Origin of the sequence: Kosakonia cowanii JCM 10956 = DSM 18146 (genome assembly GCF_001975225.1) — a bacterium.
GTDB classification, from domain to species: Bacteria; Pseudomonadota; Gammaproteobacteria; order Enterobacterales; family Enterobacteriaceae; genus Kosakonia; species Kosakonia cowanii.
Genome location: NZ_CP019445.1, coordinates 4,587,383 through 4,601,366, shown reverse-complemented (window position 1 = coordinate 4,601,366; position 13,984 = coordinate 4,587,383). Strand labels below are relative to the sequence as shown.

Sequence of the window (13,984 nt, the reverse complement as noted above, 5' to 3'; positions counted from 1 at the left end):
TCGCTACTCCATAAGTATTACTTATTTAAGAAATATCTCTGTTAATCAATGAGAAAAGAGTTTGCCGCAGGTGAAATATCCCCACGGCAAAGAAATAACCTTAATTAATCTATGGATTATCCGGCGGCCCAAATTTCAGTGTGCTTTTTCATCAGGCCAATTAACGATCCGCCATCGGCAATAAATTCCCGCATCAGCTGCGCTTCGCTTTTGCCGCGTTTAACGCAGACGGCAATTTCATCCAGCGCGCTGCTGGCATTAAGTTTGTCGGCCCACGGCGCGATCTTCTCCAGCAGATGCGATACGTCATCGGCGATGGTGCGCTGTTCGCCGGTATGCACATCGGTTATCACCCCCTTCAGGCCAAAGCGGCAGGCCTGAAAACGGTTGAATTTATACAGCAGGTAGTCCCGCTCCTGGAATTTAAACGGACGCTCAGCCAGCAGCCAGTGCGACAGCGCCTGAATAAACCCCGCCAGGCTGACAGCGTGGGAAATAGTCAGCGGCGTATCCATTACCCGGACTTCGACGGTACCGAAACCGGGGCTCGGGCGAATATCCCAGTGCAGATCCTTAATGCTCTCAATCATCGAGGTATAGCTTAAGCGGCGAAACAGCCCTTCAAACTCCTGCCAGTTCGCCACCCACGGCATCGGGCCGTTATCCGGGAATGAGGAGAAAATATTGAGGCGCGAGGAGGCAAACTGCGTATCGGTGCCCTGAATATAGGGCGAGCTGGCGCTCAGGGCGATAAAGTGCGGAACAAAGCGCGACAGGCCGTGCAGCAGATAGATCGCATCATCGCCATTGGTGCAGCCGACATGAACATGCTGACCAAACACCGTTGCCTGCTGCATCAGATAGCCGAACATCTCCAGCGTGCGGGCATAGCGCTCATCCGCGCAGATCTGTTGGCGCTGCCACTTCTGAAACGGGTGGGTGCCGCCGCCGCAAATCTGCACGTGGTGCTCGCCTGCGGCCTGCAAAATGGCGTGGTGCATCGCCGAAAATTGATGCGCAACCTGGCGGATATCGCGACAGACGCCGGTGGCGATCTCCAGCATGCTTTCGGTGATGTCGTGCTTAACCTCACCGGCGCTGACGCGGTGCTGAAGGGTGTCGATCAGCCGGGATGAGTCCTGGCTTAAGTCATAGCCCGGCGGGTTAACCACCTGCAGCTCCAGCTCAACGCCGAGGGTAAAGGGCTCAGAGACATGAAAATCGGGCAAAGGCATAACCATTCCTTACGCAAATGTTTGTTTGAGTATGGAAGGGAATCGCTAATTATGCCCGGCGCAGCGGGAGGGAAGAGGGGCGAAAAAGAAGCAAAAAAAAGCCCGCACAAACGGCGGGCAAAAAATACTGGAAGCAATGTGAGCAATGTCGTACCGAATACCTGAGTTAGACACTCAACTATTCGGTAATGCGAAAGATAATCTTTATCATCTTCGTGGTCAACCCTCTATTTTGTATGAGATTGCACTCTCCGTTATCAACGCGATCGATGCAGGTGAATAGAGTCAATTATGCTTGCCTCATTAAGGTTAATGAGTATAGTTCTCATTCTCTTTGGTGTTTGATGGCGTTGCCGCGGCGCAGTACGCCATCACAACCGGGATATTACCCGCCCGCGCACACACTCAATCAACGCGAAAAGGCAGGCGGGGAGAGGCAATGGCGACCAGCTTTCTGGCTGATGCCCTTAACCATCCGGCCTGAATGCGGGCCTTTTTCTCCACTTCGATATGAGTCGATGATGAATAACAGCAAACATACCTGGTCACCTTTGCGCAAGAGCTTGCTTGCGCTCGCGATTGGCGCGGCGACGCATGCCGTACAGGCAGCCACACCCGCCAGCGGAACGAAAGAGGAGACGCTGATTGTCCAGTCCAGTAGCGGCAGCGATTTTAAACCCGGCGGCGACGCGCTGGTGCCGGCCTATCTTGATGGCCAGGTGGCCTACGGTGGGCGGCTTGGCATGCTGGGCGAACAGAAGGCGATGGATGTGCCGTTTAACGTGATCGGCTTTACCTCGAAGCTGGTGCAGGATCAGCAGGCGAAGACTATCGCCGATGTGGTGCGCAATGATGCCGGGGTGCAGGTCAGCCAGGGCTACGGCAATATGGCGGAAACCTACCGCATTCGCGGTTTTAAACTCGATGGCGACGATATGCTGATGGGCGGCCTGGCGGGCATTGTGCCGCGTCAGGTGGTCGATACGCAGATGCTCGATCGCATCGAGATCTTTAAAGGGGCGAATGCGTTAATGAACGGCGCGGCCACCTCTGGCGTCGGCGGCATGATTAATCTTGAGCCGAAACACGCTGAAGATACCCCGCTGACGCGCCTCGGCGTCGATTACTCCTCGCGCTCGCAGCTCGGCGGCTCGCTGGATGTCGGGCGGCGTTATGGCGATAACAACCAGGTCGGCGTGCGCGTTAACCTGCTGCACCGCGAGGGCGAAACCACGGTTGAAGATGATAAGCGCCGCACCACCGCTGCCTCCATTGGCCTCGATTATCGCGGCGAGCGCCTGCGCAGCTCCCTTGATGTTGGCTACCAGAAGAAGACCTTCCACGGCGGTTCGATGGGGGTCAATATCAGCAACATCGATTTCGTGCCCGCCGTGCCGGGTAACAGTAAAAACACCAGCCAGAAGTGGGCGTGGAGCGATATCGAAAACGAGTTTGGCCTCGCCCGCGCCGAGTATGATGTCACCGATATCTGGACGGCCTACGCCGCTTTTGGCGGCCAGCACTCTCATGAGCAAGGCGTCTATGGCGGGCCGAAAGTGATTAACGCTGCGGGCGATGCGACGATTGGCCGCCTCGACACGAATCGCATCAGCGATAGCTGGAGCGGCATGGCGGGCCTGCGCGGCAATTTCGATACCGGCCCGGTGTCGCACAAAGTCAACGTCGGTTACTCCGCCAGCATCAAGCAGGACAACGTCGCCTGGCGCATGTCGTCGAAGAATCCGCTGGTCAATATCTACAACAACAGCGCGGTGCCGATGCCGGATTACAGCCTGACCGGCGGCAACTACAGCGATCCGTTAACCACCGGGCGCAACCGCACCCAGGGCTGGCTGCTGAGCGATACGCTGGGCGTACTTGACGATACGCTGCTGTTCACCGCAGGCGCGCGGTATCAGAAAGTGTGGGTTCACAGTTACAACAATGCCACCGGTGACGAGAACCGCAACGCGCGCTTTATTGAAGATCGCTGGATGCCGACCTACGGCGTGGTCTACAAACCGTGGGAAGTCGTTTCGCTTTATGCCAACCACACCGAAGCACTGCAACCGGGCAGCACCGCGCCAGAAGGGGCGGCGAACCAGTATCAAACTACCGGCATTGCCCACTCGAAGCAGAATGAAGTGGGGGTGAAAACGGACTTTGGCCGCATCGGCGGTACGCTGTCGCTATTTGAAATTAAGAAACCGTCGGCGATCCAGAACAGCAGCACCAATATCTATGAACTGAGCGGTGAGCAGCGCAACCGCGGCGTTGAGCTGAGCGTATTTGGCGAGCCGACGCTCGGCCTGCGCCTGAACGGCAGCGCAACCTGGATCGATGCCGAGATGACCAAAACCCAGGATGGGATTAATCAGGGCAATAAACCGGTTGGTGTGGCGAGCTTCTACTCGGTGCTGGGCGCGGAGTATGACATCGCTGCGGTTGAGGGGCTGACGGCAACGGCGCGAGTCAATCACACCGGATCCCAGTACGCCAATGCGGCGAACAGCAAGAAGCTGGACAGTTACACCACCCTCGATCTCGGTGCGCGTTACCGCATGCGGTTGAATGCCGATCGCAACGAGATGGTATGGCGCGTCGGGCTGGATAACGTCACCAACAAGAGCTACTGGGCAAGCGTTGAAGATAACGGCACCTATATCTATCAGGGCGGTGGCCGTGAGCTGAAAGTGTCAATGAGCTACGATTTTTAATCTCAAATGGCAGCAGGCCGGAACGCGCTCAGCTTATCCGGCATGCTGCCTTTTATTTGCTCAATCACAACATTTAAACAGCAGATCGGTTACACTCGCGGCACAGAAAATCCACATAAAAGGAGAGTGAGATGCTGGAAAAACTACGAACCCGCGACGGGAAAAAATTTCTCTGCGCGGTGCTGGTTGTCTTCCTGATTGCCGTAAGCGTGGTGTCAAAAGTGACCTTCGAAGGCGTTGAGGATCAATACAATCTGCCGATGTCCTCCTGGACCACCTCGATGTTTATCATGCAGGGCGCATGGGTGGCGATTTACAGCCTGATGTTCACCATCATCGGCTCGCTGCCGTTTGGCTTCTACTTCCTTGGCCCGAAAGACGATCGCGGCTGACCCTCTCGCCCCGGTTTCTCCGCCGGGGCAGTTTCCGTTATCACATTATGTAAATAAAGTTATTACCCCTCACCCAGTCGAAAACTCTGTTTTAAGTATCAGTGCCCGATAAGTTAACCACCGCTACATTAAGCGCCGCGCTAGCCTGCTGCCTTGCTGGCTGAAAGGGCGTGTTTCCCTCTCCCCGTTGTCCATTTTTAACAATTAAAGATCAAAAAATAATCGCCGATAGCATTGCTACAGGGAGTGCATGCTGCAAGGAACATTGATGACAGAAGGCTGACTCCAGGAGAGCCGTAATGGCCAAACAATTCGTGAATAAAAAAATGAGCACCCGCGCGCAAATGCTGCTGACGGGCGCCATCACCATCACCCTCGGTTTTGTGGTCACTATCGGGGTACTGAGCTGGCAGTCCAGCAATCAGCAAAAAGCCCTCGCCGAACAATATCTGCAAAAAATCGCCCGCAGTGAGGCGCTCAATATTCAGCAACAGCTTAACTATGCGCGCGATGTGGCGCATAACCTCGGCCACAGCCTGGCCGCGCTGCCGCAGGCCGGGATCACCGATCGTAACGTGGCGAATAAGTTAATTGAGTACGCGGTACGCGATAACCCGGACTACCTCTCCGTTTCGGTGATTTTTGAAGAGAATGCTTTCGATGGCCGCGACGCAGAGTTCGCCGGCAAACCGGATCAGGCTCCCAAAGGGCGCTACGCGGTGTTTGCCGATCGCGATCCCGCCGGGAAATACGCTATGCATCCGCTGCTCTCGATCTTGACGCCGGGGCAGGGCGACTACTACCTCGTGCCGCAACGCACGCAAAAAGATACGCTGATCGAACCCTACAGCTATGCCTATAACGGCGTCCCGACGCTGTTAACCTCGGTCGCCGCGCCAATCATTAATGACGGCAAACTCAACGCGGTGGTCACCTCCGACATTTCGCTGGCTTCACTGCAGCAGAAAGTGAACCAGATCAAACCGTGGGAAGGCGGCGGCTATGCGATGTTGCTCTCTACCTCGGGAAAAGTGATCTCCTATCCGGATAAGACACTGACCAGTAAACCCTACCCTGGTAATACCGAAGGCTTTACCACCAGTGTGGTGGAGCAGGATGATCCGATCCTGGGCGAGAAAGCGCTGGTGACCTGGCAGCCCATCACGATCGGTAACAGCACCGATAACTGGTATCTGGGCATCGTTGCGCCGGTGAGCCAGGTGATGGCTGCCGCTAACCGCCAGCTGCTCAACGCCGTGATCCTTGGCATTATCAGCATCCTGCTGGTCAGCGCGCTGCTGGGTGTGCTCTTTAGCCGTAAAGTGTTGAAGCCGATTGGCGGTGAGCCGCTGGAGGGGGCGAGCATTGCGCTGGCGGTCGCCGAAGGCAAACTCGATAACGTTATTGCGGTAAAAGCGGGCGATCGCAGTAGCCTCTTCTATGCGCTGCACACCATGCAGGAACAGCTGCGCCAGATGGTGGGGCAGATCCAGGAGGCGAGCAGTTCTGTGCGCCAGGGCGCTGGCGAGATTGTCAGCGGTAACATCAACCTTTCGTCCCGTACCGAACAGCAGGCCGCCGCGCTGGAGCAGACCGCCGCCAGTATGGAGCAGTTTAGCGCCACGGTTAAACACAACGCCGACAATGCGCACCATGCTACCGCGTTGACCGCCAATGCCACGCAGATTGCCAGCCGCGGCGAAGCGCTGGTGGGCCAGGTGGTTCAAACAATGTCGCAGATTGACGATAGCGCGAAGAAGATTGGCGATATCACCGCCATCATCAACAGTATCGCCTTCCAGACCAATATCCTGGCGCTGAACGCCGCGGTGGAAGCGGCACGTGCCGGTGAGCAGGGGCGTGGCTTTGCCGTGGTTGCCTCGGAAGTGCGTAATCTGGCTAGCCGCAGCGCCGATGCGGTGAAAGAGATTGGCGCGCTGATTGAAGAGTCCGGCAAGCGGGTGGAAACCGGGGTGCAACTGGTGAACGATGCCGGTAAAACCATGCAGGAGATGACCCAGGCGGTGAACTCGGTGCAGTCCATCATCAATGAGATTGTCAGCGCCTCCGATGAGCAAGCCAAAGGCATCGGTCAGGTGACCATTGCGGTCAACGAAATGGATGGCGTGACGCAGCAGAACGCCTCGCTGGTGCAGGAGATGGCTGCCGCCGCAACGTCGCTGGAAGATCAGGCAGAGCAGCTGGCGCAGAGCGTACAGCAGTTCCGTCTGCAGGCCTGACTGGAGCGGGGAGTCGGTTAGTACAGGCTCCCCGTTGCCGGTACCATTTCTTGCCAGCCCCTGGCGGAGATGTTAAAAGGTGCCCCTTTAAATGAAACCACAAAGGGGAAGGACGTGAAAAACGCGTCACAGGTCGTGGGGAACATGACCGGGACCGCGTCGGAGGCAGCGCCGACGCTACAACGGGGATTAAAGAACCGTCATATTCAGCTTATTGCCCTTGGCGGCGCAATTGGCACCGGGCTGTTTCTCGGCATCGGTCCGGCAATTCAGATGGCCGGGCCTGCGGTGTTACTCGGCTACGCTATCGCCGGCATTATCGCCTTTTTGATTATGCGCCAGCTCGGTGAAATGGTGGTTGAAGAGCCGGTTTCCGGATCGTTTTCCCACTTCGCCTTTAAGTATTGGGGACCGTTTGCGGGCTTCCTCTCCGGCTGGAACTACTGGGCGATGTTTGTGCTGGTCGGCATGGCGGAACTGACCGCCGCCGGGATCTATATGCAGTACTGGTTCCCCGATATTCCGACCTGGGTCTGGGCCGCCACCTTCTTCGTTATCATCAACGCCGTTAACCTCGTCAATGTGCGCCTGTATGGCGAAACCGAATTCTGGTTTGCGCTGATCAAAGTGCTGGCAATTATCGGCATGATTGGCTTTGGCATCTGGATGCTGTTCACCGGCCACGGCGGCGAACGCGCCAGCATCAATAACCTCTGGCAGTACAACGGCTTTTTCGCCACCGGCTGGCATGGGCTGGTGCTGTCGCTGGCAGTGATTATGTTCTCGTTCGGCGGCCTTGAGCTGATTGGTATCACCGCCGCGGAAGCGAGCGAGCCGCACACCACCATTCCAAAAGCGGTTAACCAGGTGGTTTACCGAATTCTGCTCTTCTACATTGGTTCGCTGGTGGTGTTGCTGGCGCTCTATCCGTGGATTGATGTGCAGGCCAACAGCAGCCCGTTTGTGATGATCTTCCATGAACTCGACAGCAATCTGGTCGCGTCGGCACTCAACTTCGTCATTCTGGTAGCTTCACTGTCGGTCTATAACAGCGGCGTTTACTCCAACAGCCGTATGCTGTTTGGCCTGTCGGTGCAGGGCAATGCGCCTGCGTTTTTAACACGCGTCAGCCGTCGCGGCGTACCGGTCAACTCGCTGATCCTCTCCGGCGCGATTACCTCGCTGGTGGTGCTGGTGAACTATCTGCTGCCACAGAAAGCCTTTGCCATGCTGATGGCGCTAGTGGTCGCGACCCTGCTGCTGAACTGGATCATGATTTCGCTGGCGCACCTGAAGTTCCGCGCCGCGATGCGCCGCAAAGGGCGCGATCCGCAGTTCAAAGCGCTGCTCTTCCCGGCGGGCAACTACCTCTGCATCGGTTTTATGCTGTTTATTCTCGGCCTGATGTACTCCATCGACGATATGCGCCTGTCGGCCATTTTGCTGCCGGTGTGGATTGTGTTCCTGTTTGCCGCCTTCAAACTGCTGCGGCGGACACCGAAGCGCGCATAAGCCTCAGTATCAGAAGAGAAAACGCCAGCCTCCATGCTGGCGTTTTTATTTGCCTCAGGCAGTGGTTGTGCAGCGGGGCGCTAACTGCCGACGGGCAAAGAGTGCCGCTGCGACAAGCGCCAGCATCATCACCACTTCTGTTGCCAGAAAACCGCTCAGCGCCGCGCTATAGTCGCCGTGCGAATGGCCGACAAGGTGGAGAAAAATGCCGCCGAGCAGCGCAGGCCCCAGACCGAGCGCCGACTGTTGCAGCGTGCTGAGCAGCGCGCTGCCTGCGCCTGCGTCCTGTGCGGTGATGTCACGCATGCCGATGCGGTAGAAGCTGTTGACGATCAACGCCTGGCCGTAGCCAATCAGCAGGGTGGCCGGGGCGAGTGCCAGCACGCCGACCACGCGGCCTGAGAGGTGCAGAGTAACTATCAGTGTCAGCAAACCGGCAATCTGAATGGTAAGCCCGGTCAACAAAATGGTGCGCATACTGTAGCGGCTAATCAGCTTCGGGGCATACCAGGCGGCGATAAAATAGGCGACGCCGAGGGCGATAAAACTATTTCCGGACTGGTAAGGGGTCATACCCATTCCGGCCTGCAAGGTGAGCGCCATGCAGAACATAAACCCGGCCCAGGCGCTGAAAAAGAGCAGCGCAATCAGCAAACCAAAGCGGATGCTCGGCAGCTTAAGCAGGCGTGGCGGCACCAGCGGCGTGATGCCGCGCTTCTCCTGCCGCACCGCGCTGCTGCGCATCCACAGCGCCAGCGGGAAGAGGGCCAGCAGCGCCGCTTTGCTCTGCCACGGCCAGTGCATCTCCGGGCCTAATGCCAGCGGGAAAAGCAGGCAGCAGAGGATCAGCGCCAGCGCAGTCGTGCCCTGCCAGTCAATACGTGTGCGTTGTTCACTGCGGGTTTCCGGCACGTAGCGGCGGCTCAGCAGTAGCACCAGCAGGCAAATGGGCACATTGATAAAGAAGGCGTTGCGCCAGCCGAGCCCGGCGATATCTGCCGACACCAGCCAGCCGCCGCCCATCTGCCCGATGATAAACGCCACGCCGCCCACCCCGCCGTAGAGGCTGATGGCGCGGGCATGCGCAGTGCCTTTCAGTGTGACATGCAAAGTGGCGAGGATCTGCGGCACAATCAGCGCCGCGCCCATCCCCTGTAGCGTGCGCGCCGCCAGCAGGGCAGAGACCGAGTTCGCCAGCCCGCACAGCAGCGAGGCGATGCCGAACAGCGCAACGCCCCATAAAAAGATGCGGCGGCGGCCGAGGTTATCCCCCAGTTTGCTGCCCATCGCCAGACAGACGGCAAATGCCACGCCGTAGAGCGCGACAATCAGCGCCAGTTGGGTGGCTGAGGTGTGTAACGAGAGGGTGATGGAATCGAGTGCCACATTGGTGATTGAGGTGTCAATCAGCGGCAGCATCTGCCCGGTTAACAGCAAAAACAGGCCCGCCCGGCCCGGAGAAACAGCAGACGTATTCATGGTGACTCCATTGCGTCATTCATCAGATGGACGTAGCATCGCCGAATGATAAAACGGGTACCAGTTCTTGCCTATACGGGTACTGGCACTACCATGCTGGAGGGTTTATGACGTTGATGGTGGATAAACAGCCGCAGCTGGCGCTGCTTGAAGAGAGCCGCAAACAGCTGGGCGCGTTTCTGCGCGCGCGGCGCGAAAGCCTCGACCCGCAGCGCCTCGGCCTGCCGCGCAGCAGCCGGCGGCGCACGCCGGGCCTCAGGCGCGAAGAGGTGGCGCTGCTAGCCGATGTCGGTGTCACCTGGTACACCTGGCTGGAGCAGGGCCGCGAGGTGAACCCCTCTGCTAATGTTTTGCAGGCGATTGCCTCCGCATTGCAGTGCACGCCAACCGAGACGCGGCATCTCTTTCTGCTGGCTGGGCTAGCGCCGACCGAAGCGCTCAACTCCCCGCAGTGCGAAGGCATCAGCGACAGCACGCGCCGCCTGCTGGACAGCCTGCTGCCGAATCCTGCCAGTATTCAGAAACCCAATTTCGATATTGTCGCGTGGAATGCAGGTTTTGAGCGCCTGATGGGCATCAAGTTTGACGAAATCTCGGAAGATGACCGCAACTGCATCTATCTCTACTTAACCCATCCGCAGTGGCGCAGCCGCTTAGGGCTGGATGATCAGGTGCTTTCGACCTTCGTTGCCTATTTCCGGGCGGCCATGGCCGCGCATCGCGGTGATGCGATATGGGAAGCGAAGCTGGCGCGCTTTTGCGCGGCGTCGGCGGAGTTTGAAACGCTGTGGCGCAAGCACTATGAAGTGAGCGGCGTGGAGAATAAGGTCAAGGTCTTTGCGCACCCGCAACTCGGCACGATTACCCTGCAGCAGATGTACTGGTACTCCGCGCCGCGCAACGGATCGCGGTTACTGGTCTATATGCCGGTGGATGAGCAGGGCGAGCAGGCGCTGCAATGGCTGGCGCAGAACGCTTAAGGGCGCAGGCGCTTCTGATCTTTTCGCGGCAGGGTGTCGACCACGCGATCCCAGGAGTGCTGGATCAGTGATTCGAGCAGCGGGAGGTCAATCTCATCGCCTGCGTAGACCGAAATCCAGTGCTTCTTATTCATGTGATAGCCCGGTTCAATGCTGGGGTAGATCTGCTGGTTAAGCAGGGCAGTCTGCGGCTCCGATTTCATCGTTACCATCGGCCTGCCGTGGGCGGTGGTGGTCATCATAAAGATCTTGCCGCACACTTTGAACACGTCATGTTCCGGGCCAAACGGCCAGCAGTGCTCGGTAAAGGGGAGCGACAGCGCGTAGCGATGAGCGCTCTCCTGCAAGGTTTTACTCTCCATCGTTTTCCTCATTCGCCAGCGCGCGCCACATCGCCTCAAAGCCGAGGCGCTTCAGTTCTTTGGTCCGTGAAGGATCGCGTCCCGCAAAGTTAATGGTAGTTTCCGCCATCGCCAGGAAAATGGCATCGCCAAAGGCGGCGTACTCATCCGAGAGGAAAACGGGGCGCACCGAGCGGTGGCACAGCTCATGCAGCTCCGGGAAGATATCGGCCACCTGCTGCTTGGTTTCGGCGGTCAGCTTTTCACTGATGGCGATCTGGCGCACCGCATGATGGCCGTTGGGGTGGAGAATACCCCAGTCGATATAGCTGTCCCAGATGGAGTGGGTGTGCACCTTCGAATCGCTGCTGGAGCGGTCGAGATTCGCCAGCATGGTGCCGCAAAGATCGGTTTTCAGATGCAGATAGAGCGCGTTCAACAGATCGTCTTTGGTGGCGAAGTAGCGAAACAGTGTCCCCTCCGCGACGCCTGCATTACGGGCGATAAGCGCGGTTGAGGCGGCAATCCCCGACTGGGCAATCGCCTTGGTTGCTGCTTTCAGTAATGCCAGTTTCTTATCTTCACTCTTCGGACGAGCCACGCCGCTTTTCTCCGCTTTTTACAAAAACCACGATTGAAACATGCCCTTTGAGAGGCTGCAACGTCGAATATCAAACAACGAAAAATCGTCTTGACGATTTAATGTTCGTTTCTATAATGAGTGCTTACTCACTCATAATCAAGTTCAATGAGTATCGTCTCAACGGATGGGATCGATTTAGCCGGGTCAGGATATGAAACGTCTCACTATCAGCGTGGTTGTCGTTATGCTCGTTGCGTCTGCTGCAAGCTTACCTTTTGTTCTGAATGCCGGTTTTGGCCAGCCACCGCAGGGTGAGGCGCTCAGCGCCGTGGAAAAATCGCCCCATTATCGCGATGGCGCATTTCACAATACATTGCCGACGCCGGGCTTTACCGGTGAGCAAAATAAGCTGGCATTGTGGTGGGATTTTCTCTTCGGTAAACGCGAAAACGCGCGCCCGCAGCAGCCGTTGCCGATGGTGGCAACCGATCTCGCGGCGCTGCCTCTACAGGAGGATACGCTGGTCTGGATGGGGCACTCCTCGTGGTATATGCAGCTGGCGGGCAAACGTATCCTGATCGACCCGGTACTGAGCGACTACGCTGCGCCGTTCTCCTTTCTCAACAAAGCGTTTGCTGGTAACGGCGTCTGGACCGCAGAGAGTATGCCGAAGATCGATCTGCTGATTATCTCCCACGACCACTATGACCACCTCGATCACGCCACCATCAATGCGCTGATGCCGAAGATCAAACGGGTTGTTACGCCACTCGGCGTCGGCTCCCATCTGCGTTACTGGGGGATGGACGCGGCGAAGATTGAGGAGGCGGACTGGCAACAGAGCGTGCAGGTCAGCGATACGCTTAGCGTCAATATTCTGCCCGCCCGTCACTTCTCCGGCCGTGGGCTGAAGCGCAACCAGACGCTGTGGGCCAGCTTTCTGTTTGTCACGCCTGAACGCAAAGTCTACTACAGCGGCGACAGCGGTTATGGCCCGCACTTTAAGGCCATCGGCGACAGGTTTGGCCCCATCGATATTGCCATTATGGAGAATGGGCAGTACGACGAGGCGTGGAAATATATTCATATGATGCCGGAGCAGAGCGCGCAGGCGGCGCAGGATCTGCAGGCACGCGCAGTGCTGCCGGGCCATGCCGGGCGTTTTGTGTTGGCAAAACACAGCTGGGACGATCCGTACAAACGTTTAGCGGCTGCCAGCCGCGATAAAGAGTTTCGCTTACTGACACCGAAGCTGGGCGAAGTGGTGTTTGCGGCCGATACGGCGCAAACATTCAGCGCCTGGTGGGAATAAACCATTTAATTAATTGAAGTGCAGGGGGGATCGCAGCATGACTATTTCCGCTCAGGTTATCGACACTATCGTCGAGTGGATCGACGACAATCTTCATCAACCCTTGCGTATTGATGAGATTGCCGCGCACGCAGGCTACTCCAAGTGGCATCTGCAACGGCTCTTTTTGCAGTACAAAGGGGAGAGCCTCGGGCGCTATATCCGCGAGCGCAAACTCGCGCGTGCCGCGCAGGATTTACGCAACACCGATCAGAAGGTTTACGACATCTGCCTGAAATATGGCTTCGATTCGCAGCAAACTTTCACGCGGATCTTTACCCGCACCTTCAACCTGCCGCCGGGAGCCTACCGGCGTGAAAACCATCAGCACACCCATTAACAGTACAAACCGGCATCTGGCCGGTTTTTTACTCTTGTACCGTCTGCTTAATGCCTAAGCGGCTGCAAAAGGTGCTCAGCCCTTCCCGCGCCAGCAGCACTTCAAGCTGGTGTAGTTCGTCAGCGGTAAGCATCTGCAAGGAGTTGATGATATTTTGCATGGTGCCTGGCGCGGTAAGATAAGGCGTCGGCGGTTCGGCGAGCGAGCTGTTAAAACCGCTGTGGCGCATGGCGGGCAGCTCCATCACCAGGCTCAGCACTTTATCCGTGATCAATACGTAGCGGGCGCGGCCCCCTTTTACGCCGGGGAGACTCTCGGTTTTCCACTTGTGACGTTTTATCCAGCGGTTGATGGTCTGTCGTGTAACGCCGAGGCGGTTGGCTAACTCAGCGGTGGTCATTTTGCTTGGTAATGTGTTCATCTTATTTCTGGTCGCGGATCCCTAAACGTTGCAACAGGCCGGTGATGCCGTCGCGTAAAAGCATTGAAGAGAGCAGAGTGCGCTCGGCGTCGGTCATCTCTTTTGCCAGCCTGAGCAGAAGTGCTTCCAGCGAAGCGTCGCTGCTGGAGTTGTCGGTAGAAGGGGAGAGTTCATTGCGCTGCGCGCTGCGGATAAAGGCGCGAACCTGTTCATTAACGTGAACCAGGCGGGCTTTTCCTCCCTGAACGCCAGGTTTTGGCGAGGTGATCCACCCCTCTTTACGCACCCATTTATTGATGGTTTGCCGGCTGTACCCGGTAAGCGTAGCCAGCTCTTCCGGCGTCATTCGTTCCTTGAGCATATAATTTCCCGGTGAGTAGTAAGGGTAATTAG

The 13,984-nt window shown here is 57.2% G+C and carries 13 protein-coding genes; 7 read left to right on the top strand and 6 right to left on the bottom strand.

What is annotated here, in order from left to right; genetic code table 11:
* Positions 1-116: 116 nt before the first annotated feature.
* A complete protein-coding gene (locus BWI95_RS21785) occupies positions 117-1,235 on the bottom strand; it encodes a YbdK family carboxylate-amine ligase (protein ID WP_054804573.1) in 1,119 nt (372 codons plus the stop codon).
* 518 nt (positions 1,236-1,753) lie between these two features.
* Between BWI95_RS21785 and BWI95_RS21780 the strand changes: the two genes are divergently transcribed.
* The 4 genes from BWI95_RS21780 (at position 1,754) to pheP (ending at position 8,096) form a co-directional block, all read left to right on the top strand.
* Complete coding sequence (locus BWI95_RS21780; RefSeq protein WP_083699437.1) at positions 1,754-3,952, top strand: TonB-dependent receptor; 2,199 nt, start codon at positions 1,754-1,756, stop codon at positions 3,950-3,952.
* Positions 3,953-4,083: 131 nt separating this feature from the next.
* The gene (locus BWI95_RS21775; protein WP_023479829.1) at positions 4,084-4,344 is read left to right on the top strand and encodes a DUF2534 family protein; all 261 of its coding nucleotides are present in this window, start codon (positions 4,084-4,086) and stop codon (positions 4,342-4,344) included.
* Positions 4,345-4,643: 299 nt separating this feature from the next.
* The gene (locus BWI95_RS21770; protein WP_076770239.1) at positions 4,644-6,584 is read left to right on the top strand and encodes a methyl-accepting chemotaxis protein; all 1,941 of its coding nucleotides are present in this window, start codon (positions 4,644-4,646) and stop codon (positions 6,582-6,584) included.
* 114 nt (positions 6,585-6,698) lie between these two features.
* Positions 6,699-8,096: a phenylalanine transporter gene (gene pheP, locus BWI95_RS21765; protein WP_094421445.1), complete on the top strand. Its 1,398-nt coding sequence runs from the start codon at positions 6,699-6,701 to the stop codon at positions 8,094-8,096.
* Positions 8,097-8,150: 54 nt separating this feature from the next.
* Here pheP and BWI95_RS21760 read toward each other — a convergent pair whose 3' ends face one another.
* Entirely contained in the window at positions 8,151-9,575 is a 1,425-nt protein-coding gene (locus BWI95_RS21760; protein WP_054804571.1) for an MFS transporter, read from the bottom strand.
* A gap of 107 nt (positions 9,576-9,682) precedes the next feature.
* Between BWI95_RS21760 and BWI95_RS21755 the strand changes: the two genes are divergently transcribed.
* Positions 9,683-10,555 carry a helix-turn-helix transcriptional regulator gene (locus BWI95_RS21755; RefSeq protein ID WP_076770238.1) on the top strand — a complete coding sequence of 291 codons (873 nt, stop codon included), beginning with the start codon at positions 9,683-9,685 and terminating at the stop codon, positions 10,553-10,555.
* Here the strand turns inward: BWI95_RS21755 and BWI95_RS21750 are convergent.
* Together BWI95_RS21750 and BWI95_RS21745 are read right to left on the bottom strand one after the other, a co-directional pair.
* Positions 10,552-10,917, bottom strand: a complete 366-nt coding sequence (locus tag BWI95_RS21750) for an MmcQ/YjbR family DNA-binding protein (RefSeq protein ID WP_054803859.1) — start codon at positions 10,915-10,917, stop codon at positions 10,552-10,554. The genes BWI95_RS21755 and BWI95_RS21750 overlap by 4 nt on opposite strands.
* Positions 10,907-11,497, bottom strand: coding sequence for a TetR/AcrR family transcriptional regulator (locus BWI95_RS21745; RefSeq protein WP_054803858.1), 591 nt, complete (start codon positions 11,495-11,497; stop codon positions 10,907-10,909). Before BWI95_RS21745 ends, BWI95_RS21750 begins: the two co-directional genes overlap by 11 nt.
* Before the next feature lie 193 nt (positions 11,498-11,690).
* On the opposite strand from BWI95_RS21745, the gene BWI95_RS21740 reads away from it, so the two are divergent.
* Entirely contained in the window at positions 11,691-12,791 is a 1,101-nt protein-coding gene (locus tag BWI95_RS21740) for an MBL fold metallo-hydrolase (protein ID WP_076770237.1), read from the top strand.
* Positions 12,792-12,828: 37 nt separating this feature from the next.
* Entirely contained in the window at positions 12,829-13,170 is a 342-nt protein-coding gene (locus BWI95_RS21735) for a RamA family antibiotic efflux transcriptional regulator (RefSeq protein WP_054803857.1), read from the top strand.
* Positions 13,171-13,198: 28 nt separating this feature from the next.
* Here BWI95_RS21735 and BWI95_RS21730 read toward each other — a convergent pair whose 3' ends face one another.
* Positions 13,199-13,591, bottom strand: coding sequence for a YfeC-like transcriptional regulator (locus BWI95_RS21730; RefSeq protein WP_034812904.1), 393 nt, complete (start codon positions 13,589-13,591; stop codon positions 13,199-13,201).
* A 1-nt stretch (position 13,592) separates the two neighbouring features.
* On the bottom strand, positions 13,593-13,952 hold the full coding sequence (locus tag BWI95_RS21725) for a YfeC-like transcriptional regulator (protein WP_054803856.1): 360 nt from the start codon (positions 13,950-13,952) through the stop codon (positions 13,593-13,595).
* Positions 13,953-13,984 lie beyond the last annotated feature (32 nt).

What these genes read in the sequence shown, in the direction of transcription:
- BWI95_RS21785 (WP_054804573.1), bottom strand. Translation starts at nt 1,235, where the DNA reads ATGCCTTTGCCCGATTTTCATGTCTCTGAGCCCTTTACCCTCGGCGTT.
- BWI95_RS21780 (WP_083699437.1), top strand. Translation starts at nt 1,754, where the DNA reads ATGATGAATAACAGCAAACATACCTGGTCACCTTTGCGCAAGAGCTTG.
- BWI95_RS21775 (WP_023479829.1), top strand. Translation starts at nt 4,084, where the DNA reads ATGCTGGAAAAACTACGAACCCGCGACGGGAAAAAATTTCTCTGCGCG.
- BWI95_RS21770 (WP_076770239.1), top strand. Translation starts at nt 4,644, where the DNA reads ATGGCCAAACAATTCGTGAATAAAAAAATGAGCACCCGCGCGCAAATG.
- BWI95_RS21760 (WP_054804571.1), bottom strand. Translation starts at nt 9,575, where the DNA reads ATGAATACGTCTGCTGTTTCTCCGGGCCGGGCGGGCCTGTTTTTGCTG.
- BWI95_RS21755 (WP_076770238.1), top strand. Translation starts at nt 9,683, where the DNA reads ATGACGTTGATGGTGGATAAACAGCCGCAGCTGGCGCTGCTTGAAGAG.
- BWI95_RS21750 (WP_054803859.1), bottom strand. Translation starts at nt 10,917, where the DNA reads ATGGAGAGTAAAACCTTGCAGGAGAGCGCTCATCGCTACGCGCTGTCG.
- BWI95_RS21740 (WP_076770237.1), top strand. Translation starts at nt 11,691, where the DNA reads ATGAAACGTCTCACTATCAGCGTGGTTGTCGTTATGCTCGTTGCGTCT.
- BWI95_RS21735 (WP_054803857.1), top strand. Translation starts at nt 12,829, where the DNA reads ATGACTATTTCCGCTCAGGTTATCGACACTATCGTCGAGTGGATCGAC.
- BWI95_RS21730 (WP_034812904.1), bottom strand. Translation starts at nt 13,591, where the DNA reads ATGAACACATTACCAAGCAAAATGACCACCGCTGAGTTAGCCAACCGC.
- BWI95_RS21725 (WP_054803856.1), bottom strand. Translation starts at nt 13,952, where the DNA reads ATGCTCAAGGAACGAATGACGCCGGAAGAGCTGGCTACGCTTACCGGG.